This window comes from Mailhella massiliensis (assembly GCF_020741395.1).
In the GTDB taxonomy this organism is placed as follows: domain Bacteria; phylum Desulfobacterota; class Desulfovibrionia; order Desulfovibrionales; family Desulfovibrionaceae; genus Mailhella; species Mailhella massiliensis_A.
Genome location: NZ_DYZA01000239.1, coordinates 1 through 25,718, shown reverse-complemented (window position 1 = coordinate 25,718; position 25,718 = coordinate 1). Strand labels below are relative to the sequence as shown.

At 60.1% G+C, this 25,718-nt stretch carries 18 protein-coding genes, 1 tRNA gene and 1 pseudogene; 4 read left to right on the top strand and 16 right to left on the bottom strand.

What is annotated here, in order from left to right:
* Positions 1–512: 512 nt before the first annotated feature.
* Together K8W16_RS11720 and K8W16_RS11715 are read right to left on the bottom strand one after the other, a co-directional pair.
* Positions 513–1,235 (bottom strand): NAD-dependent protein deacylase, encoded by a 723-nt coding sequence (locus tag K8W16_RS11720; RefSeq protein WP_304124058.1) that lies wholly within the window; start codon positions 1,233–1,235, stop codon positions 513–515.
* Positions 1,236–2,092: 857 nt separating this feature from the next.
* On the bottom strand, positions 2,093–5,347 hold the full coding sequence (locus K8W16_RS11715) for a DEAD/DEAH box helicase (protein WP_304124056.1): 3,255 nt from the start codon (positions 5,345–5,347) through the stop codon (positions 2,093–2,095).
* A 302-nt stretch (positions 5,348–5,649) separates the two neighbouring features.
* Between K8W16_RS11715 and K8W16_RS11710 the strand changes: the two genes are divergently transcribed.
* From K8W16_RS11710 to tnpA, 3 genes and pseudogenes are all read left to right on the top strand, one after another.
* Positions 5,650–7,209 (top strand): peptide-binding protein, encoded by a 1,560-nt coding sequence (locus K8W16_RS11710; protein WP_304124062.1) that lies wholly within the window; start codon positions 5,650–5,652, stop codon positions 7,207–7,209.
* A 93-nt stretch (positions 7,210–7,302) separates the two neighbouring features.
* Positions 7,303–9,519, top strand: coding sequence for a bifunctional (p)ppGpp synthetase/guanosine-3',5'-bis(diphosphate) 3'-pyrophosphohydrolase (locus tag K8W16_RS11705; RefSeq protein WP_304124060.1), 2,217 nt, complete (start codon positions 7,303–7,305; stop codon positions 9,517–9,519).
* Between the two features lie 207 nt (positions 9,520–9,726).
* Positions 9,727–10,146, top strand: a pseudogene (gene tnpA / locus K8W16_RS11700) (IS200/IS605 family transposase); the annotation flags it as partial.
* A 158-nt stretch (positions 10,147–10,304) separates the two neighbouring features.
* Here the strand turns inward: tnpA and K8W16_RS11695 are convergent.
* The 8 genes from K8W16_RS11695 to K8W16_RS11660 form a co-directional block, all read right to left on the bottom strand.
* On the bottom strand, positions 10,305–11,432 hold the full coding sequence (locus K8W16_RS11695; RefSeq protein WP_304124054.1) for a metallophosphoesterase: 1,128 nt from the start codon (positions 11,430–11,432) through the stop codon (positions 10,305–10,307).
* Positions 11,433–11,621: 189 nt separating this feature from the next.
* Positions 11,622–12,155, bottom strand: coding sequence for a flavodoxin family protein (locus K8W16_RS11690; RefSeq protein WP_304124052.1), 534 nt, complete (start codon positions 12,153–12,155; stop codon positions 11,622–11,624).
* Between the two features lie 439 nt (positions 12,156–12,594).
* Positions 12,595–13,794, bottom strand: a complete 1,200-nt coding sequence (locus tag K8W16_RS11685; RefSeq protein ID WP_304124050.1) for an acetyl-CoA carboxylase biotin carboxylase subunit family protein — start codon at positions 13,792–13,794, stop codon at positions 12,595–12,597.
* A 197-nt stretch (positions 13,795–13,991) separates the two neighbouring features.
* Positions 13,992–14,747, bottom strand: a complete 756-nt coding sequence (locus K8W16_RS11680) for an esterase family protein (RefSeq protein WP_304124048.1) — start codon at positions 14,745–14,747, stop codon at positions 13,992–13,994.
* A gap of 20 nt (positions 14,748–14,767) precedes the next feature.
* Positions 14,768–15,538, bottom strand: coding sequence for an alpha/beta hydrolase (locus tag K8W16_RS11675; protein ID WP_304124046.1), 771 nt, complete (start codon positions 15,536–15,538; stop codon positions 14,768–14,770).
* Between the two features lie 195 nt (positions 15,539–15,733).
* Positions 15,734–15,820 (bottom strand) — tRNA-Leu (locus K8W16_RS11670).
* 67 nt (positions 15,821–15,887) lie between these two features.
* The gene (nifJ, locus tag K8W16_RS11665; RefSeq protein WP_304124044.1) at positions 15,888–18,410 is read right to left on the bottom strand and encodes a pyruvate:ferredoxin (flavodoxin) oxidoreductase; all 2,523 of its coding nucleotides are present in this window, start codon (positions 18,408–18,410) and stop codon (positions 15,888–15,890) included.
* Positions 18,411–18,442: 32 nt separating this feature from the next.
* Positions 18,443–19,390, bottom strand: coding sequence for a hypothetical protein (locus K8W16_RS11660; protein WP_304124041.1), 948 nt, complete (start codon positions 19,388–19,390; stop codon positions 18,443–18,445).
* A 544-nt stretch (positions 19,391–19,934) separates the two neighbouring features.
* Here K8W16_RS11660 and K8W16_RS11655 point away from each other — a divergent pair.
* Positions 19,935–21,050: a metal-dependent phosphohydrolase gene (locus K8W16_RS11655; RefSeq protein WP_304124038.1), complete on the top strand. Its 1,116-nt coding sequence runs from the start codon at positions 19,935–19,937 to the stop codon at positions 21,048–21,050.
* Between the two features lie 358 nt (positions 21,051–21,408).
* Here K8W16_RS11655 and gpt read toward each other — a convergent pair whose 3' ends face one another.
* The 6 genes from gpt to K8W16_RS11625 all read right to left on the bottom strand — a co-directional run bounded on the left by gpt (position 21,409) and on the right by K8W16_RS11625 (position 25,572).
* A complete protein-coding gene (gene gpt / locus K8W16_RS11650) occupies positions 21,409–21,912 on the bottom strand; it encodes a xanthine phosphoribosyltransferase (protein WP_304124035.1) in 504 nt (167 codons plus the stop codon).
* 121 nt (positions 21,913–22,033) lie between these two features.
* A complete protein-coding gene (locus tag K8W16_RS11645) occupies positions 22,034–22,885 on the bottom strand; it encodes a VacJ family lipoprotein (RefSeq protein ID WP_304124032.1) in 852 nt (283 codons plus the stop codon).
* On the bottom strand, positions 22,885–23,511 hold the full coding sequence (locus tag K8W16_RS11640; RefSeq protein ID WP_304124029.1) for a phospholipid-binding protein MlaC: 627 nt from the start codon (positions 23,509–23,511) through the stop codon (positions 22,885–22,887). Before K8W16_RS11640 ends, K8W16_RS11645 begins: the two co-directional genes overlap by 1 nt.
* Positions 23,512–23,514: 3 nt before the next feature.
* Positions 23,515–23,958, bottom strand: a complete 444-nt coding sequence (gene mlaD / locus K8W16_RS11635; protein WP_304124026.1) for an outer membrane lipid asymmetry maintenance protein MlaD — start codon at positions 23,956–23,958, stop codon at positions 23,515–23,517.
* 10 nt (positions 23,959–23,968) lie between these two features.
* Entirely contained in the window at positions 23,969–24,790 is an 822-nt protein-coding gene (locus K8W16_RS11630; RefSeq protein ID WP_304124024.1) for an ABC transporter ATP-binding protein, read from the bottom strand.
* Between the two features lie 8 nt (positions 24,791–24,798).
* Positions 24,799–25,572, bottom strand: a complete 774-nt coding sequence (locus K8W16_RS11625) for an ABC transporter permease (protein WP_304124021.1) — start codon at positions 25,570–25,572, stop codon at positions 24,799–24,801.
* Between the last annotated feature and the right edge of the window lie 146 nt (positions 25,573–25,718).

Genomic DNA, 25,718 nt, shown 5'->3' with positions numbered 1-25,718 from the left:
CAAAATGGCCAAACAGCCAAGAAGAGGGCGCGCCTTTACCGGAACGGAAAGCAGGGTGAAGGCCGGAAAAAAAAGTGAAAAAAATGCACGGCGGAGAAAATTTTTCCGCCGCGCGTTTTTTTTTTTTGCGCCTTGCTTTGTCCGCGGGAGGGGAGCCGCGCTTTCCGGCATGGGCGCGCCTATGCAAAGGCCCGGCGGAAACAGGCAGGGTATGTGTGCGGGTCTCCCCCGAGGCGCCGGAAAAGCAGGGCAGTTTCGCTTCACGAATCGCGTTTTCGGGAAGGCAACGGGAGAGAGGCGTCGTTTCATCCCCGCGCGGGATGGATGCCGCATGGCGGCACCGGCGGACAAAGAGCTGTCTTCCCCGCCCGCGGGGCATGCCGCCGGCTGAGGGCCGGAAGAAGAGGGGCCTGTGCGATGGGGGATTTGTCCGGCAGGGCCTGCGCCCGCCCTGATTCGTTTCTGCGGCCGCCGCAACATCACGTTTCCCTTCGGGCTGCCTGTTCCGGCTGTTACAGTGCCAGTTCCTCCATTTCCTTTTTCAGGTCGCGGCCGAGCCAGCAGGCGTAGCGGTCGAGGTGCGTGGGATCGCGGTTGATGATAGCCACCTTGCCCCCGCTTCGAAGTGTGATTTCCGGCACGGCTGCCGCAGGATATACGGTGAGGCTGGTGCCGAGCACCAGCATGAGGTCGGCGGCGCGGGCCTCGCGCTCCGCTTCGGTGAGGGCGTATTCGGGCAGGCCCTCACCGAAGAAGACGATATCCGGCTTGATGATGCCGCCGCATTTGTCGCACACGGGCACTTCCCCGGCGCGGACGCGGGGGGCCATTTCCTCGAAGCTCCAGCTTTTGCCGCAACGCAGGCAGTGATGGAACAGAGGGGAGCCGTGCAGCTCCAGCACCTTGCGTGAGCCCGCCTTCTGATGCAGCAGGTCGATGTTCTGGGTTATGACGGCGTGGATGATGCCTTTTTCCTCCAGCCGGGCCAGGGCCTTGTGCACGATGTTGGGTTCTTTTTCGTCGAGGTTGTAGAGAAAGTCCCGGGAGTGCTCGTAGTAGTAGTGCTGGTCCTTCATGAAGTAGTCGAGGTCGAAGAGCTTGTTCGCGTCGATATCCTTGCGGGTGTAGAGCCCGCCCGCACCGCGGAAGTCGGGGATGCCCGAAAGGGTGGAAATGCCCGCGCCGGTAAGGACGACGGCGTGTTTCGCCTGGGAGAGAAGTTCGGTAAGCGTCATGGTATGCCCCTTGTGCCGCAAAGATATACCCTGCGGAGATGTGAACGAAGCGCCGCGGCCCGTTGCGGAGGGCCGCACCCGGAAAAGTTCCCGGAAGAAGCCCATAGTACGTCGTACGCGGCCCGTTGTAAAAGGCAGGAGGGACGTTTTTTCCGCACAGCCTTGCGGTACCCGGAAATGCTTCGGGGAGAGGGCGTATTTTTCCGTTTTTCCCTTCCCTGTGCGAAGGGGCGTATACCGCGCCTTTACGGGGCGTGAGGCTGGTTCGCATCAGAGGGGGCGCGGATGCGGCGAGGCGCAAAGGGAGGCCGGAGGCTCTTTCGTGCGGGAAGGGGCGCGCATGATGCGGCTTTTTGCCTATGGGCTGCCTGAGCAGTTTTCCGGGAAAAGCGGGATTGCGGCGCACAAGGCATGGCGTGTTTGCGCTTCGGGCAGGGCTTTCCCCGGGAGTTTTCCCTGTGCGCGGGAGGGGGCGGGCCGGTAAAGATGCCGCTCCGGAGGCGTTCCCATGCGCGGGGCAGGTCGCGTTTCGACGGCCGCCGGATTTTTGCTGAAGAGCTCGCCGACCGTGAAACTCACGAAAAAAGCGCCCCTTCCCCGCGCATGGGAGGCAGAGGCCGCGCCTTTGCCGCGGAGGGTACGGCCTGTGCGGAAAGGCGTCGGCCAGGCCGGAAGCCCGGGGCGGGGATTTCTGCGCCCCGGGGAAAGAGCGCTTCCCGGGAAGCGGGAAGGGGATGGGCCGAGACTTGCGCCGTGGAGACCGGCTGCGGGGGAGCTTTCCGGCGTGCAAAAAAAGCCTTCCCCGGCTTGCGGGAGAAGGCTTTTCATGCTGTCGGGAAAGAGCGCAGGCCTTCGGCCTACACCTCGAAGAGCATTTCCAGGTCTTCCCTGGTGAGGGATTTCCAGGAATCCTGCCCGGGTATGACGGCCTCGGCCACGCCGCGCTTCATCTCCTGAAGCTTCAGGATCTTTTCTTCCACGGTGTTCTGGCAGATGAGCTTGTAGGAGAACACCTGGCGGGACTGGCCTATGCGGTGGGCGCGGTCGGTGGCCTGGCTTTCCACGGCCGGGTTCCACCACGGGTCGTAGTGTATGACGTAGTCCGCGCTCGTCAGGTTGAGGCCCGTGCCGCCCGCCTTCAGGGAGATGAGGAATATCCTGATGGAAGGCGTGTTGTTGAAGCGGTCCACCTGTTCCAGGCGGTCCTTGCTGGAACCGTCCAGATAACAGAAGGGTATGTCCGTCATCTGGAGCCAGGCGCGTATCTGCTGGAGCATCTGCACGAACTGCGAGAACACCAGCACCTTGTGCCCTTCTTCCACGATATCGAGGATCATATCCTTGAAGGCCTCGAACTTGCCGGAAGGCATGTTGGCGTTGAAGCCGGGCATGTCCATCTTAAGCAGCTTGGGGTGGCAGCAGATCTGGCGCAGCTTGAGAAGCGCGTCGAGAATGGACATTTGGCTTTTCGCCATGCCCTTCTTGTCCACGTCGGCCAGCACCTGTTCGCGCAGTTTGCGGGCCAGGGAGGCGTAGAGTTCCGCCTGCTCCTCTTCGAGCGCGCAGTACATGACGTTCTCCACCTTGGGCGGCAGGTCCTTGACCACTTCGGACTTGGTGCGCCGCAGGATGAAGGGCTTGACCCTCGAGCGCAGATATTCCAGCGTTTCCGCGTCGCCTTCCTTGATGGGTTTTATGACTCCGCGCTGGAAGGCGTGCTGGCTGCCGAGGAAGCCCGGCATGAGGAATTCGAACAGGCTCCACAGCTCGAAGAGGTTGTTCTCGATGGGCGTGCCGGAGAGGCAGAGCCGCATTTTCGCGTTGATCTGCCGCACGGAGCGCGCCGTGATGGTGTTGGGGTTCTTGATGTTCTGCGCTTCGTCGAGAATGATTGCGTTGAACTCGTGCTGCTCGAGCTCCTCCATGTCGCGCCTGAGCAGCGCGTAGGTGGTGATGACAAGGTCAGAAGAGGCTATCTTGCGGAACAGCCCCTCCCGGCGCGTGCCGTACACGATGAGGCGGGAAAGCCCGGGCACGAACTTCGAGGCTTCCCTGTCCCAGTTGGGCAGCACGGAGGTGGGCACCACGATGAGGTTCGGGCCTTCCGCTCCGTGGTTGACCATGTGCTGGATGAACGCCAGGGTCTGTATGGTTTTGCCGAGGCCCATTTCGTCGGCCAGGATGCCGCCGAAGCCGTATTCGTTGAGAAAGTTGAGGTAGGAGATACCCTGTATCTGGTAGGGGCGCAGGGAGGCCTGAAGGCCCTTCGGCGTCTCTATCTGCTTCACTTCGTGGAAGTTGCGGATATTGTCGCGCAGCTTGCTCCAGAAGGAATCCTCCAGTGCTCCCGGCAGATCTTCGAGCAGGTTGTCGAGCACCGGGGCCTCGTACTGCTTGAACTTCTGCTTGGGCGGGCGCGCCGGGTCGAGGCCCAGGACCTTGAGCTTGTGGGCCAGCTTTTCCAGCCACGATTCGGGCAGGCTCGCGTAGGAGCCGTCTTTGAGCTGCACATAGCGCTTGCCCTTGAGCCATGCCTTCCAGATACGGTCGAGAGGCAGGTTCTGCCCGTCGTAATCCACGGAAATATCGAGGGAAAACCACTTTTCCTTTTCGTTGCTCTCCACGCTGGCGTTGATGGTGGGAGTGGAGGCGCGCACCTTGTAGCGCGAAAGCGTGGCTTCGCCGTACACGCGCCAGTTCTCGAGCAGCGTGGGATAGGAGTCGAGAAGGAAGGAAATGGCTTCCTCAGGCTCCATGAACCACAGGCGGCTGCTTCTCGGCTGGAAGCGCATGTCGGAAAGCTGGGTGATGAGGGAGTTTTCTTCCGTCTGGTTGCGGCGCACAAGGAAGGTCTTGCCCTCGTACACATAGCTGCCCGTCTGGAAATCGGGGTTGGGCCCGGGCAGGGTGAACTCTCCATGCAGCGTCTCGTACACGTTCTGCACTTCCAGGGTAAGCAGGCTCCCTTCCTCGTCGAGGAAGAGCTTGGGGTTGTAGGTGGCGGGCTGGAACACCGGCTCCATGATCTTCAAAAATTCGTCCTGCTCGTAAAGTTCCGAGGCTGGCAGGCGCGTCCACACCCTGTCGAGGAATTCGGGAATGTCCTCCTGCGGGATCACCGGCCCCTTGTGCACCAGCGCCTGTATCACGCGGTGGTTCAGGCAGGTCTGCACGGGATAGAAGCCCTGATTCCAGCACACCCACAGAGGCATCTGCCCGTGGAAGGTCGCCCCCTCGCGCGCAGGAGCAGGAATATCTCCCGCTTCGTCCGGTTCCTCGTCGATGATGGAGAAGGGCTTCTTGCCTTCGCGCTGCAGAAGCACGTCGAAGCGCAGCCCGTCGTCGTCGAGCGCGGGGCGGAGCTTCAGCGCCATGGTGGAACTTTCAATACGGCAGGGGATTTCCGTGTCCTTCCAGAACAGGTAATCCTCCTTGCGTATAGCCCAGAAGAACCATGAAAGAAGCCCGTCGGGGATTTCCACACGGTGCCCGTAGTAGTCGAGATACTGCGCAATCTGGCGGCAGACCACGGGCAGCTCCGGCGAATGTTCACACCATTCGGGATTGCGCAGGATCTGCTCCAGCGTTACTTCCTGGCGCACGGAGGAAAGCCCCGTCTTGTTCTGGCGGGCGCGGAAAAATGCCACCGAAAGGCGGCCCGGCTCCGGGAAGAAGCGGAAAAGGAAATAATGCCGACCGGTTTCCGGCTCGAAGGTACCGCCGAAGAAATGGCGGAAGCTCTGCCGCCAGTCCTCACGCGGGGCGGGCGTCGGGTCGGCCTTGCCTTCGGAAATGTCCAGCGAATTGATGAAATGAATGGCTGTGGCGGCCACATGACGGCAGGGGCCGTTGAAGGCTTCCATGCAGTTGCACATGGAATCCACCCGCTGCTCCGTGAGGTTGATGGTGACTACCGGGCTGTAGGCCTCGAAGTCCTCCCCCTGCACGGTGCTCTCCACCGTCCACACGTCGTTTTCAAAGCGCAGGGTGAACTTGCTGAGATTGCCCTCGGCTTCGATGGACCGCCCGTACTCCGTGATGTACTCAGGGATGGTGGTTTGAATGAAAGTTTCAGCAAGTCCACGGGCGGCGACTTCCTCGCGTCGGTTCATGGCAACAGTCCTTAAGTTAGTGGCAGAAGATGGGCACGTCGGAAAGTGCGGCGGGCAGGGGCCGGAAAAACAGGGAACGCTGATCCAGAGAACAGATGGAAAAAAGCAAAACCGGCCATTGCCCTCTAGGATTATACGATATTATCCCAGTTTTCAAGAGAAGTGAACTGTGCTAGGCTTTTTTCATGAAAAAAAAGTTATGTGTTTCCTGCTCTCAGGGGCAAAAACGCCGCTTCCCGCCGCTTTTGCGGCAGGGGTTGTTCCTCTTTGCCCTGAGTCTGTTCGCGGCCGCGTTTTTGTCGATGTTCTGCCCGGCCGGGCGCGCCTTTGCAGGGGAGCCTTCCTCTCCCGGGCCGGACTACGGCGGCAAGATACTCATGGGCAGCATAGGCGAGCCTTCCAACCTCATTCCCTATCTTGCCTCCGATTCCGCCTCCGCGGAAGTGGCGGGGCTGCTTTATACCTCGCCTCTGGAGTATGACAAGGATTTCAATATCATAAAATGCGCCGCCGAGGAATGGGAAGTGCTTGAGGGGGGTACGTTCATGCGCTTCAGGCTGCGGGAAGGGCTTCTCTGGCAGGACGGCCACCCCCTCACCGCGGATGATGTGACCTTCACCTACAAGCTCATGATCGACCCGAAGACCCCTACGGCCTACGCGGCGGACTTTCTCAATGTGAAAGAGTACCGCCAGACGGGGCCGCTTTCCTTTGAAGTGCGCTACGACAGGCCCTATGCCCGCGCGGCCGTCACCTGGATGCACCCCATACTGCCCAAGCATATTCTGGAACATGAGAACATAGCTTCCACGAAATACTCCCGCAATCCCATAGGCGCGGGGCCGTTCAAGCTGAAGTCGTGGGAGGCGGGCAGCCGCATCACCCTTGAGGCCAACGCCCTCTATTTCAAGGGGCGCCCTTATCTTGACGAAGTCATTTACCGCATCATTCCCGACAGTACCACCATGTTTCTGGAAGCCAGGGCGGGTAAGCTCGACTTCGTGGGCCTTTCCCCTCAGCAGTACCTGCGCCAGACCGGGGGCGAGTGGTGGGAGAAAAACTGGCATAAATACAAGTACCTCGCCTCGGGCTACACCTATCTCGGCCTGAACCTGAAAAGCCCCTTTTTCCAGGATCGGCGCGTGCGGCAGGCCCTTTCCTTCGCCATAGACAGGGAAGGCATCGTCAAGGGCGCGCTTCTCGGCATGGGAGAGCCCGCGTTCGGCCCTTACAAGCCCGGAACATGGGTGTACAATACTGCGCTCAAGCCGTATGATTATGACCCGGAGAGAGCGCGCCGCCTCCTGTCCGAGGCGGGGTGGCTTCCCGGGAAGGACGGGGTGCTGGAAAAGGACGGTCTGCCTTTCGAGTTCACCATCCTGGTGAACCAGGGCAACAACGAGCGCATCAAGGTGGCCGTCATTCTGCAGCAGATGTTCCGCGCCGTGGGCGTGAAGGTTGCCATACGCACGGTGGAATGGGCGGCCTTTCTCAAGGAATTCGTGGGTACGAGGAAGTTCGACGCACTCATCCTTGCCTGGAATATCCTGGACGACCCGGATATTTTCGACGTGTGGCATTCCTCGGCCGCAGCCGGGAACGGCCTGAACTTCGTCTCTTTCTGCAATGAGGAGGTGGATCATCTTCTGGAAAAAGGGCGCGCTTCGGCGGATCGGGCCGAAAGAAAAGTCCTGTACGACCGTTTTCAGCAGATTCTGCATGAAGAGCAGCCCTACCTTTTCCTTTATGTGCCGTATTCCCTGCCCATGGTTCGGTCGAGGTTTCATGGGATAGAGCCCGCGCCTGCGGGCATCACCTATAACTTCGACCGTTGGTGGGTTCCCAGAGCGCTCCAGCAATAGCAGGTTCTTATGAGTCAGACTTCCCTTGTCCAGCCGTCTGAGGAAGCGGGCGACGCCCGGCAGAAACAGCCTCATGCCCCGGAAAACGTATCCATGGTGATTTCTCCCGTGACCGGGGAAAGCTCGCCGGCCTCGAAGGTACCTTCGGCCGACGAGATCGTGGAGCAGCTTCTGACGCATTATCCCGACGCGGACGCGGCCATGGTGCGGCGCGCCTACGACTACGCTTCCGCCGCTCATGCCGGGCAGCTCCGCCTTTCCGGGGACCCGTATATCCTGCATCCGGCCTCCGTGGCGCTCACCCTTGCGAAGATGGGCTTCGACGAGCATGCCGTGGCCGCCGGGCTTCTGCACGACACTGTGGAGGATACCGACTCCTCCATCGACGAGCTGGACGAGCTTTTCGGCGAGCAGGTGGCCGATATCGTGGACGGCGTGACCAAGATCACCATGATGAGCTTCGACACCAAGGAAGAGGCGCAGGCGGAAAACATCCGCAAGATGATACTCTCCATGGCGCACGATATCCGCGTCCCCGTGGTCAAGCTGGCCGACCGCCTGCATAACATGAGCACGCTGGACTTCCAGAAGCCCCACAAGCAGCAGCGCATCGCCAAGGAAACCATGGATATCTATGCGCCGCTCGCCAACCGTCTGGGCCTGCACCTCATCAAGCAGAAGCTGGAAGATCTGAGCTTCCGCTACCTTCAGCCCGACGCCTATACCGAAATCACCACCTGGCTGACGGAAAATCAGATCGTGGAGCGGCAGCTCATTTCCAAGGTCATAGGCAAGATCGAAGCCATTATGACGGAAAACCGCATCAACGGGCGAGTGTTCGGCCGCATCAAGCAGACCTACAGCATCTACCGCAAGATGATGGCCCAGAAGACGCCGCTGGACGAGATGCACGATATCATCGCCTTCCGCGTCATCGTGAACGACCTGCGCGACTGCTACGCCATGCTCGGCCTCGTGCATGTGCTGTGGAAGCCCGTCCCCGGCCGTTTCAAGGATTATATTTCCATGCCCAAGGCCAACGGCTACCAGTCGCTGCACACCACGGTGATAGGGCCCGAGGGCGAGCGCATCGAAATTCAGATACGCACCGAGGAAATGAACAACATGGCCGAACACGGCGTGGCCGCGCACTGGATGTACAAGGAGCGCAATCACGCCATAGCCATGCAGGACATGCCGCAGTTCCAGTGGCTGCGCGACCTCATGGAGCGCCAGAGGGACGAGGCGGATTCGCGCGAGTTCATGAGCTCTCTGCGCATGGACCTTTTCAACGATGAAATCTATGTGTTCACGCCGAGGGGCGCAGTGAAGCGGCTTCCCAAGGGCGCGACCTCCCTGGACTTCGCTTTCCTCATCCATTCCGACGTGGGCGCACACTGCGTGGGCGCGAAGATCAACGGCAAGCTCGAACCCTTCGCCACGCCGCTCAAAAACGGCGACATGGTGGAGATCATCACCGACAAGAACCGCCATCCCCACCGCGACTGGCTGAAAATCGTCAAGACCGCCAAGGCCCGAAGCCGCATCCAGCATTACCTGCGCACCGAAGAGCGTGTGGCCGCCGTGGCCCTCGGCAGGGAGCTTCTGGAAAAGGAAGGCCGCAAGATGGATTTCAATGTCGTCAAGGCGGCCAAGGACGGCAGGCTTCAGCTGGTGCTGCCGGAATTTTCCCTGAACACGCTGGACGATCTCTTCGCCTCCGTAGGCACGGGGAGGCTCACGCCGAAAAAGGTGCTCCAGAAGCTCGACGCCCTTCTGAACCCCAGGCCGGACGCCGCCGCCCTGGAGGCCGCGCCTACGCCCGCGCCCAAGGCCGAGGTCCCGTCGAAAAAGCCCGTGGACGGCATCACCATCAAGGGCATAGAAGACACGCTCATCCACTTTGCCAAATGCTGCAAACCCGTACCGGGCGACCAGGTGGTGGGCTTCATCAGCCGCGGGCGCGGCGTCATCGTGCATACGGCAAACTGCCCCCATGTGCAGAACCTGGAATCGGAACGCCTCATTTCCGTGAACTGGAACAATGAGGAGAGCAAGCCCTTCCCGGCGGAGATCAGCATCATGGGCCTCAACGAAAAGGGGCTTCTGGCCAAGATCAGCCTTGTCTTCGTGCAGCAGGATGTGAATATCAACGCTCTCCAGATAAAATCCACGGTGGACGGCCGCTCCCAGATGGATTTCACTGTGGAAGTGCGCGACGCCGTGCACCTTTACCAGACCATAGACAAGCTGCGCACCGTCGAACATGTGCTTGAGGTGCGCAGAGGCACTTCCATCATGGATATATGAGCCTTCGGGCCGGAAGGCCGTGCAGAATGAAGAAAAGCCCGTTTCCGCCCCGTGCGCTGCGGGCTTTTTTGGTTAAAAGAAAAACAGCCGGGCTCGTTCAGAAAACGTATGGTCTTGAGTAAGAGAGAAAAATTTTTTTGATGTGCTGAGAATGGGGTGCGGCCCGGCAACGGCGCCCGCAGGTCAAGCAAAAGGAGGGGACGACGGGTGACGCAAAAAAGTTCAGCGCATACGAAAGGGAACTGCAAGTACCATACAGCGTTTGCTCCGAAATATCGCAGACAGATTTTCTGTGGTGAGAAGAAAAGGGCCATAGGAGAAATCTTACGAAAATTATGCGGGTGGAATGGTGTAAGCATAGTCGAAGCCGAAGGTTGTCCCGATCATATCCATATGTTGTTGGAAATACCGCCGAAGATAAGCGTATCCTCGTTCATCGGGTATTAAAAAGGGAAGAGGAGCCTGATGATATGCGAACATTTCGGTGAGCTGAAGTTCAGATATCGCAATCGGGAATTCCGGCGCCGTGGCTGCTATGTAGATACGGTAGGTAAAAACAAGGCAAGGATAACTGAGTATATCAGGCAACAACCGGCTGAGGATAAGCCTGGAGAACACTTGAGTATCCCGTACGCCAAAACACGTTTACGGGCCGCAGGCGGGCAAAGAGGAAAACCAAGAATCCCGTTCCCGGGAGGCTCTTCAGCAAGGTTCTTTTCCGGCGGGAGCAGGGTGGCCTTTTTCAGGGAACGGCGCGGGTTCTTTCCGGCAAGATCCGGTGTAGCCTACTCCTTTTCCGCCCTGAGCACGAAGCGCGTGATTTCCGAGGGCACGCCCAGACGGCAGGAAAAGCCGTTCCACAGGCCTGTGCCGGGGCTTACATAGAGAAGTTTGCCCTGCGGGGTACGGTAAAGCCCTCGGACGTAGCCCCCATTGTAATGGCCGATGAGCGGGGCAAGGAAGAAGATGAGGCCGCCGTGTGTATGGCCGGAAAGTTGAAGATCCGCGGCGGAAGAGGGCAGGCCCGCGTCGTTGGGCTTATGGGCCAGAAGTATGCGCGGCCCTGCCGGGGCCCCGGCAAAGGCGGCCTCCGCGTCCGTACCCCTGCCCCCGAAGCGGGCGGCGGTATTGTCGGGCACACCTCCGATGATGAGATTGCCGGGAAGCACGCGGTGTTCGTTCTGAAGCATGGTGACGCCCAGTGAGGAGAGTTCCTTCAGCCAGTCTTTCGCATCGTAGTAATATTCGTGATTGCCCGTCACACCGAATACGCCGTATTTCGCCCTGAGCTTTGCCAGGGGCTTCATGTCGTCACGCAGGGTGCGGGGCAGCCCGTCGATCATATCGCCGGTGACGGCCACGGCATCGGGGGAGAGGGCGTTCACTTTGCGCACCACCTCTTCGAGCCATGCGGCCTTCTGCACCGGGCCTATGTGCAGGTCGCTGAGCTGTACCAGAGTAAAACCATCAAGTTCCGCCGGAAGTTTTTGCAGGGCGATTTCCACGGTGCGCACGTTCGGCACGCGCACGGCCTGCCATGTGCCCCATGCCCCGCAGGCAAGGGCTGCGGCCACAAGAAGCGCGCTGCGGAAGCCGGGCGTGAAGGGCAGTCGCCAGGGTGCGCCCATGAGGCGGGCGAGCCGAAGGGCGAGGGATGAGGCGTCTTTGACGAGAGCGAGGAAGAAGAGCACGAGCAGCGCGGCATACAGGGCTTCGGCCGTGAGCATGACGGGAACGGGCAGGTTCGGCCGGAAGAAGCCTCCGCCCACCACCTGGTAGAACACATACTTGAGCCCGGCGGCCAGGAATGCCGCGCCCATGAGGGCCTTGAGGACAAAGTGGGCCTTCAGCGGAAGGGCAAGACTCAGGAAGCAGTAGACGGCGGCAATGACGGAAGGCAGGAGAAGTCGCATATCTGTGTCGCAGGGGCCGCGCGGGGCGGCTTTTCAGGTTGGGGCCATGTGCCCGGGGCGGCCGATGCGCCGCCCGGCCGGAAGGCACAAAAAGAACAGCCCTTCCGAGATGCTCACGGGAGAGAAAAGCGGCGTGAAGGCCCGCTCGGCGGCAGCCTCACGCGAAGGCATGGCCGCGCTTTTTCCGGTTCAGGCGTTGCGCCCCATGGCAAACGCCTGTTCCATGGCCGGGCTTCCGGCAATATCGCCCTTTTTCCACACGCCGGGGGCGAGCAGCACGCCTTTTTCCTGCGCCTTTTCCAGGCAGTCGGTAAAGCCGCGGAAACCGTCGATGGTGCGCTCCAGCGCGCTTTTGTTGCTGTCGGCCGCGGCGGCGATGAAGTAGAATTCTTTGCCGGATAGGTCGGTATAGCGCGGAAGCGTCCTGTCGATGAACATCTTCATCTGGGCGCTCATAGAGTAGAAATACACGGGCGTAGCCATGACTGCCACATCGGCGGCGAGGAGCTTTTCGAGCAGGGGTGCCATGCCGTCTTTCTGTACGCAGGCATGGGTGGCCTGGCAGGCTTCGCAGCCCATGCAGGGGTGAAGCTCATGCTCGTGCAGGCGCACGATTTCTCCCTTGTGCCCTGCTTCAAGGGCGCCTTTCAGGAAGGCTTCGCACAGAAGTTCGGAATTGCCGCCCTTGCGTGGGCTTGCGGAAATGATGAGTATGTTTTTCATGATCTCCCCCGGAGTTCCTGCTCCGGGATATCTCCCGGAGCCTTTGCGGATGCGGCCCCGTCTTCCCCGGCCCTTCGGGCTGAGTGAGGCCTTTGACCCCATATTTTTTGATATCCGCCTTTTTGTCCAGAGCAAACAGGCTCATTTTCTTGCCTGAAAGTCTCGATGTTCCGGGAAGGGAACCGTGCCGGGGAGATGAACCGGGAAAAGGCTTTCCCCTCCTTCCGCGCCCCCCCCTGAAGATGCGGCCCCGGCCGCAGGGGCCGCATCAAGGAAGCTTTCCGCAGGAAAGTCCCGCGCGGTACGGGAAAAAAAGCCTCCCTCACAGTCTCCGTTTCTTCTTCTGTCCGGCTTTTCCGCAGCGCGGGCCCGCAGGACTTCCGTAAACGCCACCCCGGAGGGCGAGGCAGAGGCCGGGCCTTCCGGGGTGCGGAAAGCATCACTGTTCCGGTGCAGCGAGTACGTCGGCGTAGAAGCGCTTCATGTCCTCCATGGTGGAGAAGTTGGCCATGTACATTTGGTCGGCCATGGCCTCGGCCAGGGCGGAGGGGATGCGGCCCACCATTTTCATCTGTGCGCCGTAGCGCGCCATGATCTCTTCGTGGGAGAACTTGAACTTTTTGGCGTCGCGCCGCCCGGCAAAGGCGCAGTAGAAGTGTTCGCCCTCAGGTTGGGTGGAGCGGTCGAAGGCGATCATGTCGGCCCAGATCTTGTACACGTCGGTGCTGCAAGCAAAGTTCATCATGTCCGGGCTGTAGCCGCCGCAGGGGCGCATGTTCACTTCAAGGGCCACGATTTCGCCTTTCTTGCCCATGCCTTCCTGGTCCTGCGTGAGGCGGAAGAATTCGAAATGCACGAAGCGGCTCTTCACGCCGAAGCTTTTCGCCGTGGCGCGGCCTGCGGCGCGGGTGTCCTCGGGAAGTTCCTTGAGCAGGTAGTAGATGGAATTGTCCGCGTCGTTCACCACGTCCATGAGGGAGATGGGCGTTACGTTGCCGGTTTCAAAGATGGGCTCGCCTTTGGAATTGTATATGGCGTCGTAGGAATTGATTTCCGCATGAATGAATTCTTCCATGATGTACTGTACGCCGTGAGTCCTGTGGGCCAGGAACTCGTCGAGATCCTTTTCCGAGGCCAGCTTGCGCGTGTCCGAAGCGCCTACGCCGTTGTCGGGCTTCACCACCACGGGCCAGCCCACCTTGCCGATGAAGGCAAGACATTCTTCCCTGTTCTTGACCAGGCAGTAGGGTGCGGTGGCGATGCCCGCCTGCTGATAGTATTTCTTCATGCCCGACTTATAACGTATGCGCGGCATGTCCTTCGTCTGGAAGCCGCTCGTGATGTTGAAATCGGTGCGCAGGGCGGCGTCACGTTCCAGCCAGTATTCATTGTTGGATTCCAGCCAGTCGATGCGGCCGTACTTGTGTATGAAATAGCCCATGGCCCGGTAGACCTCGTCGTAGTTTTCCAGGCTGCCCACCTTGTAGTATTCCTGAAGGCTGTTGCGCAGTTCCGGCAGCAGCTGGGCGTAGGGCTGGTCGCCTATGCCGAGGACATTGATGCCGTCGGCCTTGAGGTGGTGGCAGAACTTCCAGTAATTAACCGGGAAATTCGGCGAGATGAACACAAAGTTTTTCATGGGGCTTCTCCTCTTTATGCGGTAGCGCCGCCGTGTGTTTTTTTTATGTTGATTTATTGAGCAACGTGTCTTTTTTATTTATGTTTTATCAATAATATCAACATTTTTTTATTTTTTGCGGCGCTCTGCTTTGCGACGGTGCCCTTTTGGGGTGGGGAAGGGCGGCCCCGGCACGCCTTCTTCGGGAAGGCTTCCCTTCATTCGCCGAGCAGCCAGGGCATGAAGTATTCCACCTGGCGGTACCACCACGGCCAGTCATGGTTCACGTCGTGCCCCCAGATATCCACCCAGAGGTGTATGCCCTTGCGTTCGAAGATATCCTTGAGCTGCCGGGTGGTTTCCGGCATTTCCCATGCCCCCTGCCCTACGCATATTGCGGCGCGGTGGCTGTTGTACTGGGAAATATAGGGATGGTCGGAAGGCAGGTTCGCCATGTAATCCACAGGGGAATTGCGGTACACCACCTCGTCCATGTAATCGCCGAAGCCGTAGCTTGCCGTGTAGATGCCCGAAAGCGCGAGCAGGCCGTTGAAAAGGCCGGGCCTGCGCAGGTACAGGTTGGCTGCGTGCAGCGCGCCCAGGCTGCACCCGAAGGCGATGAGGCCCGGGTTGCCTTCCCAGTGATTGGCCGTGCGGGCCAGATGCTGGGTGAAGGGCACGACTTCGTTGAAAATGTAGTTCATCCAGTCTTCATGCCTGCGTATACGCCACCAGGCGTCGCCGCCACGGTTGGACCAGGTTTCCTGGTCGATGGTGTCGATAGCCATGACCATGAGCCTGCCGCTTTCTATCCACGGAGCCATGGTGTCGGACATGTGGAAGTCTTCAAAGGAGAAGAAACGCCCGTCCTGACAGGGGACGAAGAGAAGAGGGCGCCCGGCGTGGCCGTACACCTTACATTCCATGTCGCGGCCGAGAGAAGGGCTGTACTGCTTGAAATACTGTGTCTGCATATTGTTTCCTCCGTATTCTGTCAGCCTTCCAGGCCGTACATGAGCGTGTCCATGAAAAAGGGAATCTGCTTTTCCCAGCTCGCCTCGCTGTGATCTCCCCCGGGCACCACGCGTGCAGTGAGGTGCACGCCCTTGTCGAAGAGCGTGTCGGCCATGTGGCGCAGATCTCGCGCCATGCCCTTATCGCCGTTGAATTCCTCCGAACCCCAGTCCATGTACACCACGGTATCGGGTGTGAGGGGAGAGGTGCGGATGAGCTGGGCAAGCTTTTTCTGGTCGGCCCAGATGTGGGGTGAAAGCGCTGCCGCACGGGAGAAGAGCGCGTTGTACTTCGTCACGGCGTAAAGGCTCATGAGCCCGCCCATGGAGCTGCCTGCGATGAAGGTGTATTCCCGCCAGGGTATGGTGCGGTAGCGCCTGTCGATGAGGGGCTTGAAGGTGTGGGTGAACCACTTCATGGTGATATCGCCGCGCCCCTTGACGAAGCCCATCTCCGGGTCGTCGAAGTCGTAGGGGGAATATTCGGAAAGGCGGCCGTTGTCCGGGTGATGGTTGCACTCCACTGCGGCGACGATGAGGGGCACGTCGAAAAAATCCAGGTATTCGCCGAGGCCCCAGCTCTTGCCGTGGGTGGCGTGGGAGTCGAAAAAGACGTTGTGCCCGTCGAACATGTACAATACCGGAAAGCGGCGGCGCGGCTGGGCCTTGTACATGGTGGGCAGGTATACATAGGCGCGGCGTCTTTCCCTGCCGGTAAGTTCAGGAATGGAGAGTTTCCATGTTTTGACCATAGGGTGAGAATGCTTCCTTTCCTCCGCGCGCGGCAACATGCAGGCGCGGAGCGTTGTTACCCGCCAAGCTTAACATAGCGCCGGGCGAAATTCAATTCCGCCTTGCCCCGCGGGAGCGGGCGTGCGGCCCCGTGCTGTGCGGAAGAAAGAAAAAGCCCGGAAGATACATTCATCTTCCGGGCTCTGCTTTCTTACTGGTGCCGAAGAAGAGACTCGAACTCTTACTCCCGAACGGGAACTAGACCCTGAACCTAGCGTGTCTACCAATTTCACCACTTCGGCACAGGTGAGTAAGTAGACGATTTGCCCTGCCTTGGCAAGTCTTTTTTTCACCGGGGAAAAATTTTTCTCAATTTTCCCGGTTTTCGCCGGACCTGGCCAGGGCCTCGTAGCGGCGGTAGCGTGCGAGCGCCTTTTTTTCCGCCTCGATACCCAGCCTCCGGGCCTCATCGGGGAAGGTGCGTTCGAGAGCCTCATAACGCATTTCTCCTCGGAGGAATTCCCCGTAGTCGAGGCGGGGCGGTGGACTGTCCAGCGTGAAGGACGGGCTTTTTTCCGGATGATGGCGGTAGAGCGGCCAGTAACCCGCTGCCGTTGCGCGCTTCATTTCCTCCTGTGCATGGGCCATGCCCGCGCGTATGCCGTGGGCCGTGCACGGGGCGTAGGCTATGACGAGCGAAGGCCCGGGGTAGGCCGAGGCTTCCCTGAGAGCGGCCATGAGATGCGCGGGCGAGGCCCCCATGCTCACCTGGGCGATATAGATGTTCCCGTAGGGGAGGAACATGGCGCCGAGATCCTTTTTTGCGCTTTTCTTGCCCGAAGAGGAGAACTGGGCCACGGCTCCCATGGGCGTGGCCTTGGAGGCCTGGCCGCCGGTGTTGGAATATACTTCGGTATCCGCCACAAGGACGTTGATATCCTCCCCGGTGGAAAGCACATGGTCCAGCCCGCCGAAGCCTATGTCGTAGGCCCAGCCGTCGCCCCCGAACATCCAGAAGCATTTCTTGGAAAGCCGGTCCGCATGGGCGAGCACGGCGGTAACCTCTTCCGTGTACGGCAGAAGTTCAAGTTCTTCTTTAAGAATATCGGATGCGGGGCCGGAAGCGTCGAAGTCGTCGAAGCTGTCCAGCCAGCAAAGGGCCGCTTCTCGTGCGCGGCCTTCGGGCAGGGAGGGGATCAGGCGCAGCACACGCTCTTTTTCCGCTTCCCTCTGGCTTCGGTCGGCAAGGAGCATGCCGAGGCAGAATTCCGCATTGTTCTCAAAAAGGGAATTGGACCAGGCAGGGCCCCGGCCCTTTTCATCGACGGCATAGGGGATGCCGGGCATGGCCGCGCCCCAGGCCTGGGAACAGCCCGTGGCGTTGGCCCAGTAGGCCCGGGGGCCGAAAAGCTGGGTGAGAAGCTTGGCGTAGGGGGTCTCCCCGCAGCCCGCGCAGGCGGCGGAAAATTCCAGAAGAGGGCGCCGGAACTGGCTTCCCTTCACGGTGAAGGGATCGAAGATATCCGCCTTCTGCGGCAGATTGAGAGCGTAGCGCCATGCCTTTTCGGTGTTTTCGGCCTCCGCCCGGGGAATCAGGGAGAGGGCCTTGCCTTTTTGCGGGCAGCTTTCCACGCAGCTTCCGCAGCCGGTGCAGTCCCTGACGCTGACCTGCAGCGTGTAGAAAAGCCCCCGGGCCTCCTTTCCCTTTGCCGGTGCGGCGGCAAAGGGCTGCGGGGCTTCGGCCAGCTCTTTTCCGGTGAGAAGGTAGGGGCGTATGACCGCATGGGGGCAGACGAGGGAGCAGAGGTTGCACTGTGCGCAGCGCCCGGCCTCCCATCGGGGCACGTGCACCGCAATATCGCGTTTTTCCCAGGCCGTGAGGCCCATGTCCATGCGGCCGTCCTCATAGCCCAGGAAGGCGCTCACGGGAAGGGAATCGCCTTGTTGGGCGTTGATGGGGTCGAGCAGGCGCGTTACCGCGGAAGGCGCGCCTTCGCGCGGAGCCTTCGTGCCGGAGGCCTGAACCCAGGAGGCGGGCACGCGCGCTTCAAAAACATGCTCCATGCCCGCGCGTATGGCGGCCGTATTGCGGGCTACCATATCTTCCCCTTTGGAAAAATAGGTCTTTTTCACCGCCTCTTCCATGAGGCGTGTCCCTTCTTCCGGGGACAGTATGCCCGAAAGGCGGAAGAATGCGGCCTGAAGGATGGTATTCACATGATGCCCCAGCCCCAGCTCGTGGGCCAGGGCCGTGGCGTCGATGAGAAAGAGGCGGGCTTTTTTTTCCGCAAGGTTTTTTTTCAGGGTCGGGGGCAGGTGCTCTTCGAGTTCGCTTTCCTGCCAGGCGCAGTTGAGCAGGAACGAGCCTCCCTCCTTCAGTTCCCCGGCCATGTCGTACATGTTCACATAGTTTTGACAGTGGCAGGCCACGATATCCGCCTTGTGCACGCCGTGGGAGGCGCGCACGGGGCTTTTGCCTATGCGCAGGTGCGAGCGGGTGAGCCCGTAGGATTTTTTCGCGTCGTATTCAAAATAGGCCTGGGCGTAGAGGGGCGTCGCGGCATTGATGATTTCCACCGTGTTCCTGTTCGCCCCCACCGTGCCGTCGGAACCGAGGCCCCAGAACTTGCAGCTCATGAGTATGTTGCCCTTTTCCGTGTCGAGTTCCTCTCCGGCGGGGAGGGAAAGCATGGTCACGTCGTCCGTAATGCCTATGGAAAAGCGCTTCATGGGCTCGGGGCGGCGGAGATTGTCGAACACGTCGCGTATCTGCGAGGGCGTGGTATCCTTGGAGGAGAGGCCGTAGCGGCCGCCTGTGACCAGGCAGGAGCGGCCTGAGTCGGCAAGGGCGGCGCATACGTCGAGGTAAAGGGGCTCTCCTGCCGAACCCATTTCCGTGCACCGGTCCAGCACGGCGATACGCTTCACCGTGGGGGCGGGGCGGCCAGCAGGCTTTCGCAGCTGAAGGGCCGGTACAGATGTACCTGCACGAAGCCCGCACGGCGGCCCGAGGCGTTGAGCGCGTCCACGGTTTCCTTGATGGTGCCGCTTACGGAACCCATGGCAATGACGACTTCTTCCGCACGACTGTCGCCGTAGTATTGGAAGAGTTTATATTCCCGCCCCGTGAGCGCGGCAACATCCTTCATGCAGCCTTCCGCCACGGCGGGGAGGGCGTCGTAGAAGCGGCGCGAGGCTTCCCGGGCCTGGAAGAAAATGTCGCCGTTCTGCACGGTACCGCGCATCATGGGGTGCTCCGGGTTCTGGGCCCGGGCGCGGAAGTCGGCAAGGGCCTCTTTGTCCACAAGGGCGGCGAAGGCGCGAAGATCCGGCGCCTCCACTTTGCACAACTCGTGCGAGGTGCGGAACCCGTCGAAAAAATGCAGAAAGGGCACCCGGGAGCGTATGGCGCAGAGATGGGCCAGGCCCGCAAGGTCCATGGCTTCCTGCACGCTGCCTGAAGAGAGTATGGCAAAGCCCGTCTGGCGGCAGTTCATCACGTCGGAATGGTCGCCGAAAATGGACATGGCGTGGGTTCCCACGGTGCGCGAGGCCACATGGAGCACGCAGGGCAGCCTTTCTCCCGCAATGCGGTGCAGCACGGGGAGGCCCTGCGAAGAGGTGAACGATGTGGCGAGAGCTCCGCTTTGCAGCGCGCCGTGCACGGCCGCAATGGCGCCGGCTTCGGACTGCATTTCCACCAGAGTGACGGGCCGGCCGAACATGTTGAGGCGGCCCCGGGAGGCCCAGAGGTCGGTTTGCCCGGCCATGCCGGAAGAAGGGGTTATGGGGTAGATTGCTGCGATTTCCGTACATGCGTAGGCCACATGGGCGGCGGCGGTGTTGCCGTCCATGGTGACAAGCTCTTTCATGCTGGTGCGCTCTTTTTGGTGTGGAGGCGGGGCGCCGGAAAAAAGCCTGTTGTCCGGCGGACATAGGCATGGGAGCACAGAACAGGGGAACTGTCAATTCCTTCCGCAGGATGTTTTTCCCGCAACCCGAAGCGCAGGAAGACGGAGGGAAGAAGGATGAAGGCGGCCCATGTGTTTCCAGAACTGAAGTGCCTTCGTTTTCAAGGCTTTTGGACAGGCGGCTTTTGAAATACGGATATGCGGCCGTCTTTTGTGCAAATCATACAGGTTTCAGTATGTTATCGGAATGTGATGCGGAGCTGATGCTGCGGTGTTGCTGAGGGGAGGGGCAGGCATGACAACGAAGCCGGGAGGAGATTTTTCCTGTTTCTGAAAAGAAGGGCAATATTCGTGAAAGAAAAGTTCCTGTTGCCGCAAAATGATATCGTCATGAATGTCATGTTATATGAGAAGATAAAATTCATGCTGGATTCATGATATCTTCATGCATGAAGGATACCTCCAATGCATGTTCTGTGAAACTTTTTTGCAAGTGGAGGAAAAAATGGTCAGCAGCAGACGTGATTTTATGTTCGGCACCCTGGCGGCAGGGGCGATGTTTGCCGTGGGCGGCATGGCTTCCAAAGCATTCGCGGCCGTTCCCGGCAAAGTGAAGGCGATAAGCCTTGAAGAGTGCTTGGCCATGAGCCCCGTGCGCATGGCGGAAAGCTCCGCCAAGGTCATGGCGGCATGGAGCTACATGAAGGATTCCGCGAACATGATCGGCAATGCGGCCCTTCGCGGGGCAGTGCTCGACATGCTGGAAAAGCCCGCGCCCTCCGTGGCGAAAAGCGATGAGAAGGCCCTCGTCGCCGAGCTCAGAAAGGCGAAGCTCCTGGATGAGAAGGCCGCAGGCATATTCCCCGCCTGTGCGGATCCCGGCAGGGCGCCCCAGCCTTCCTGGTCCGCTCCCGGCAGCGGCTGGGGAAGCCACCATGCCTACCCCGGAGGACTCGCCACGCATGTCGCGTTCAATGTGGCCGGCGCCAGAGCCCTGTGCGAGAACTATAAGGCGGTGTTCGACATGGATGTGGACAAGGACGTGGCCCTTGCCTCCCAGCTTCTGCACGACGTGCACAAGCCCTGGGTGTTCCAGTGGAAGGACGACGCCTCCTGCCTGCCGGAGGCTTCCATTGCCGGGACCGGCGCGCATCATATTCTGAGCGTGGCCGAATCCATGAAGCGGGGGCTTCCCGCCGAGGTGTGCGTGGCCCAGGCCTGCGCCCACGACCACCCCGGCGCCCCTGCGCTGGAAGCTTCTGTGGTGAACTGGATCAGGGCTGCCGCCGTCATTGCAGGCAAGGACGCCGTGGCGGACGGCTATCTGGAAAAAGGCGGCAAAACCCTGCCCCTGCCCCGCAGGCCTGAAGGGTTCGTCACCCACCTTGCCGACCACGACTGGGTGCTCAGCGTGCCCGCCGCCCAGTGGCTGACCGTGGAACTCAGGAAAATCGCCGCTGAATGCTACAGCATCAAGGGAAAGGACCTTGACGGCAGGCCCTTCAACAGCTTCCGCAACTATGTGCTTTCCCAGAGAAGCGCCATGGAGCTGTACAACATCTACAGCAGAAGCGGCGCGGCGAAGCTGGCCGAAGAAGTAGGCCGGGTAGTCACGGCGTAGCGGATATTTTCATAACCTGCCTTTTATCCCCGAAAAACGCCTTTTTCCGGGGATATTTTTTGTCGTTTCCGCGCAAAAAGAGAAGGTTTTTCGAAGCGGCGCGGGGGCCCCTGCATGTTCTTCCGGAAAAACGGGTATGCATGGCAGCGGGGGCCGTATCCGAAGCGGGGGAGCAAGGGAAGAGGAAAAGAAAGGGGAGAGGGGAAAAAACGAACAGCAATGCAGAGATTGCCGGGAATTTTTTTGCAGCCGGAAAGGTGGAAAAACGCGGGGGAAACGTCGTCGCTTTTCAGGGGAAGGCACGGATAGGGCGTGCGCGCCCCGGGGACGGGAAAGGCCGGGGTGCCCCGGCCTTTTTTCATGCTTCTTCCTTCTTTTGCAGATCGATGATGGGCCTGGCGTATTGTATGTCCGAATCCCAGGGGAAGAGCACCCAGGTGTCCTGGCTGAGTTCCGTAACATAGGTGTCCACCAGTCCGAGGCCCTCGGGTTTGGCGTAGAGCACTGCGAAGTGTGCCTTGGGGAGTGCCGCACGCAGTATCTGGGCGGTGTGGCCGGTATCCACAAGGTCGTCGATGATGAGAGTGTCGGGCGTGTTGAAGGAGGGATCGGCGTTTTTGAGCACGGTTTCCGCATCCCCTTCCTCGCGGTAGTTATAGAGCATGATGCAGGCGGTATCGATGTGCCGGATGTTGAGTTCTCGCGCAATAATGCCTGCGGGAATGAGTCCGCCACGGGTCACGGCCACGATTTTTGTGAAAGAGCCGCGTTCCAGAAGCCTCCAGGCGAGGGCCTTGGCGTCGCGGTGAAGCTGCTCCCAGGTGACGGGGAAGGTTTTGTGGTAGCGGTCTGCTTTGGGCACGGTGAGTCTCCTGAAAAAACATTGTGCAAGGCTCGGCGGGCCATGCCTTGCGGTGCGGCGCGTGCGTGCCGCCGGAAAATGCAGGGCGGGGGACAGGCATCTTTCCCTCGCCCGCATCCGATTATTCTTCCACGTCGGGAACCTTGTCCTGCACGGTGGAGGAGAGCGTCAGGTTGAGCTGCTGATTCCTCCTCATGGTGAGGTAGGCATTCCTGAGGGCCACATAGGGTTCCAGCGCTGATTCGGTGATCTGGTCGTAGGCCTTGTACAGCGAATCGGCGTTGTTGAAGGCGAAGAAGACGCTGCTGGCCGTCGTCACTTCCCAGTCCAGTATGTAGTCCTGCGGCTTCATGAAAATATCGCCCGTTTCGCCCACGGCCCCGCGCACGGTGGAAGGCCCGAGGAAGGGAATGATGAAGTACGGCCCGTCGGGAACGCCCCACACGCCGAGCGTGTAGTCGAAATTCTCCGTTTCCGGGCGGTAGGGGTACAGGGGCTTGCTCTGGCTCGCCACGTCGGCAAAGCCGAGGCTGACCATGAAGTTCACCAGCGAGCGGTCGAACTCCACGCCCGCCTGGGCGAATTCGCCTTGAAGCAGGCTGTTGGCCATGCGCACGGGGAAGGCTACGTTATGGGCGAAATTGCTGATGCCGGAGCGGATTGCCTCCGGCACGATGAAGGCGTAGCCTTTGTGCAGGGGCTTCACGATGTACTGGAGGAACCAGTCGTTCACATGGAACCAGAAGCGGTTCCAGCCTTCCAGCGGGTCGTGCTGAAGGGCGGCGTCCTCTTCGCTGAAATCGTCGTAGTCGTCCAGGCCGCCGTAGTCTTCTTCACCGGAGGCGTTGCCGGAAGCTTCGGCAGGAGCGGATATTTCCGTTTCCGCGGAAGGGGAGACGTCGTGTTTCGCGGAACAGGCCGTGCCCAGGGCGAGCGCCAGGGCCAGGAGTGCGGCAAAAAGCAGGCGTTGCATCACTTTTCTTCCTTTATCTTGTTTTTCTGTTCCTCGGCCTTGGCTTTCACGCGGTCGATGAGTTCCTGAGGATTGTTCTTGGTGAGAATGTCACGGAACTGGTCGCGGTAGTTCTTGATCATACTGATGCCTTCGATGAGCACGTCGTACACTACCCAGCGGTTGTTTTTCTCCAGCATGCGGAAGGCCACGGGATAAACTTTCTGGTCTGCCAGAAATTCCATCTGCACTTCCACGCGCTTGCCGTTCCCGCCGCTCACCTCGCCGGTGAAGCGCACCTGCTGGCCGTTGTACTCGTCCAGCGTGTCGATATAGGTGTTGCGCAGAAGGTCGGTAAAGGCAGTTTTGAACTCCTGTTTCTGCTCAGGCGTGAACTGCCGCCAGGTAGGGCCCACGGTGCGGGTGGAGAACTCCTCAAAATCGAAAAGCCGGAGAAGTTCCTCTTCGACTTTTGCCCGTATGGCGGGCTTGCCCTCGGGGGTTTTGAAAGCAGGGTCGCTCAGAAGGGCGAGGATGCGCTCGGCCCCGGCTTCCGCCGTCTGCCGGGCCGTCATGGGTGCGGCGAAGGCGGGCACGGCGGCGAGGGCAAAAACGATGAAGGAAAGAAGAAATATTTTGATTTTCATGGGTTATACGCCTCCGAAAACGACTTTTCCGATAAGGGCTTCAAGATCCAGAGCGGGTTCCGTATCGGTGATGAGGCTGCCCGGGGCGAGCAGTTCTTCCGACCCGCCGGGAGTGATGGAAATATACTTGTCGCCGATGAGGCCGCTTGTCTTCACCGAAGCCATGACGTCTTCGGAAAGGGGCACGCCTTCGTTGATGCGAAGGTCCACATGGGCGGTGTAGTCCTTCGTGTCCAGCCGTATGGCCGACACGCGTCCTATGGACACGCCCGCGATTTCCACGCTCGCACCCGTGCGCAGCCCTGCTACGGAGGAGAAACGGGCGGTGACGGTGTAGCCGTTGTCTCCGAGCACTTCCATGCGGCCCAGCTTGATGGTGAGATAGGTCACGCAGACAAGGCCGATGACCACGAACACGCCTATGACGGTGTTTTTTGCAGCAGACATAGCTTCCTCTTCAATCGTCCAGCCATTCGGCAAGGGCCCGGCGCACGGAAGCATCCAGCGGCGGGGCCGCCATACGGCGGGATTCTTCAAATTTACGGTCAAGGAAGCGGCGCAGGTATGCATCCTGCGACGCCTTCAGTTCTTCCTTTGTGCCTGCAAAGGCCGTTTTTCCGCCCTGGAGTACCAGCACATGTTCGGCGATGTGCTCCACGCTGCCGAGATCGTGGGTGACGACCACGGTAGTCATGGAGGGGTAGCAGGCCTTCATGTCCAGGAGAAGCTGATCCATCTGTGCGGCGGTGATGGGGTCGAGCCCGGAGGTGGGTTCGTCGCAGAAAAGCACGGGAGGCTCCGTGACTATGGCACGGGCAAGGCCCGCACGCTTTCTCATGCCGCCTGAAAGTTCCCCGGGATAATAATCGGCAAAATCCGCAAGGCCCACCAGCTCGAGGGTGCGCAGGGCTGCCTCCCGCAGCACCTTCCGGGGAAGCGTGGTGTGCTCCACCAGGGGCAGGGCCACGTTTTCCGCAAGGGTGAGGGAGCTTATGAGCGCACCGTCCTGAAAGAGTACTCCGAAGCGGCGGCGCATCTTGCGGAACTGCCGCTCCGTCATACGGCAGATATCACGCCCGCCGATGAGTATGCGCCCGGAAACGGGGCGGTTCAGCCCCAGAAGAAGGCGCAGGAGCGTGGTTTTGCCGCAGCCGGATTCCCCGAGTATGGTAGTCACGGTCCCGGCGGGCAGGGTGGCGGAAAAATCCTGAAGGACGAGACGGCCCTCATAACCGCCGTCCAGATGTTCTATGCTGATATCCCAGGCCTGCTGATTCATGCGCGCCTCTAAAGAAGGAAAGAGGTGAGGACATAGTCGGCCATGAGAATGAGCACACAGCTCATGACCACGGCGGAGGTGGTGGCATTGCCCACGGCCTCGGCCCCCTTGCCGTCGCTTCTTCTGTGGGCGTTGTAGCCCTGGAAGCAGCACACGGTGATGACGATGACGGCGAATACCGCCGCCTTGAGGAAGCAGCCGTTCACGTCATGCAGCGTGACGCTGGATTCTATGCCCGAGAAGTAGCGCCCCTCGTTGAGCCCCAGAAGCACGCAGGCGGAAAGGTAACCGCCGAAGATGCCCACCACCGTGAAAATGGCCGTGAGCAGGGGGAAGGTGACGAGGGAGGCCAGAAGGCGCGGCGTGACCATATAGCCTGTGGGGTTGATATCCATGACTTCCAGGGCGTCCACCTGATCGGAAATGCGCATGACGCCTATTTCCGCCGTCATGGCGGAACCGGCGCGCGCCGTGATCATGACGGCGGTGAGCACGGGGGCCATTTCGCGGATGAGCGTAAGCGCAAGCAGGGAGCCGAGCATGCCCTGCGCGCCGAACATGGACATGGCGTAGAAAGCCTGAAGCCCCAGCACCAGCCCGGTAAAGAGGCCGATGAGCAGGATGACGAACATGGATTTCGCGCCTATGACATAGACCTGCCGGACTATTTTACCGAACAGGCGACGGGAATACAGGGCCTGCCTGAATCCTTCAAACAGGAACAGCGCCATTTCGCCGAGGCGGTTCACAAGGGCGAGCACAGGTGCGCAGATTTCATTCATACGGATACCTTAACCTCAGGGGTAATTTGTGGACGTTAGCCGATTTCCCATGACATTGCAATGAGCCTTCCGTGCCCCTTGCATGGAGGGCGCGGACGGAGTATGAGGAAAAGGCTTGAATATTTTTTGTTGCATAGAGCGTTTCA

Coding starts and splice junctions, on each gene's coding strand:
- K8W16_RS11705 (WP_304124060.1), top strand. CDS start 7,303: ATGGTGATTTCTCCCGTGACCGGGGAAAGCTCGCCGGCCTCGAAGGTA.
- K8W16_RS11645 (WP_304124032.1), bottom strand. CDS start 22,885: ATGCAACGCCTGCTTTTTGCCGCACTCCTGGCCCTGGCGCTCGCCCTG.
- K8W16_RS11715 (WP_304124056.1), bottom strand. CDS start 5,347: ATGAACCGACGCGAGGAAGTCGCCGCCCGTGGACTTGCTGAAACTTTC.
- mlaD (WP_304124026.1), bottom strand. CDS start 23,958: ATGTCTGCTGCAAAAAACACCGTCATAGGCGTGTTCGTGGTCATCGGC.
- K8W16_RS11710 (WP_304124062.1), top strand. CDS start 5,650: ATGTTCTGCCCGGCCGGGCGCGCCTTTGCAGGGGAGCCTTCCTCTCCC.
- K8W16_RS11695 (WP_304124054.1), bottom strand. CDS start 11,432: ATGCGACTTCTCCTGCCTTCCGTCATTGCCGCCGTCTACTGCTTCCTG.
- K8W16_RS11685 (WP_304124050.1), bottom strand. CDS start 13,794: ATGAAAAACTTTGTGTTCATCTCGCCGAATTTCCCGGTTAATTACTGG.
- K8W16_RS11675 (WP_304124046.1), bottom strand. CDS start 15,538: ATGGTCAAAACATGGAAACTCTCCATTCCTGAACTTACCGGCAGGGAA.
- K8W16_RS11625 (WP_304124021.1), bottom strand. CDS start 25,572: ATGAATGAAATCTGCGCACCTGTGCTCGCCCTTGTGAACCGCCTCGGC.
- K8W16_RS11660 (WP_304124041.1), bottom strand. CDS start 19,390: ATGAAAGAGCTTGTCACCATGGACGGCAACACCGCCGCCGCCCATGTG.
- K8W16_RS11655 (WP_304124038.1), top strand. CDS start 19,935: ATGGTCAGCAGCAGACGTGATTTTATGTTCGGCACCCTGGCGGCAGGG.
- K8W16_RS11690 (WP_304124052.1), bottom strand. CDS start 12,155: ATGAAAAACATACTCATCATTTCCGCAAGCCCACGCAAGGGCGGCAAT.
- K8W16_RS11640 (WP_304124029.1), bottom strand. CDS start 23,511: ATGAAAATCAAAATATTTCTTCTTTCCTTCATCGTTTTTGCCCTCGCC.
- K8W16_RS11680 (WP_304124048.1), bottom strand. CDS start 14,747: ATGCAGACACAGTATTTCAAGCAGTACAGCCCTTCTCTCGGCCGCGAC.
- K8W16_RS11720 (WP_304124058.1), bottom strand. CDS start 1,235: ATGACGCTTACCGAACTTCTCTCCCAGGCGAAACACGCCGTCGTCCTT.
- K8W16_RS11630 (WP_304124024.1), bottom strand. CDS start 24,790: ATGAATCAGCAGGCCTGGGATATCAGCATAGAACATCTGGACGGCGGT.
- nifJ (WP_304124044.1), bottom strand. CDS start 18,410: ATGGGTTCGGCAGGAGAGCCCCTTTACCTCGACGTATGCGCCGCCCTT.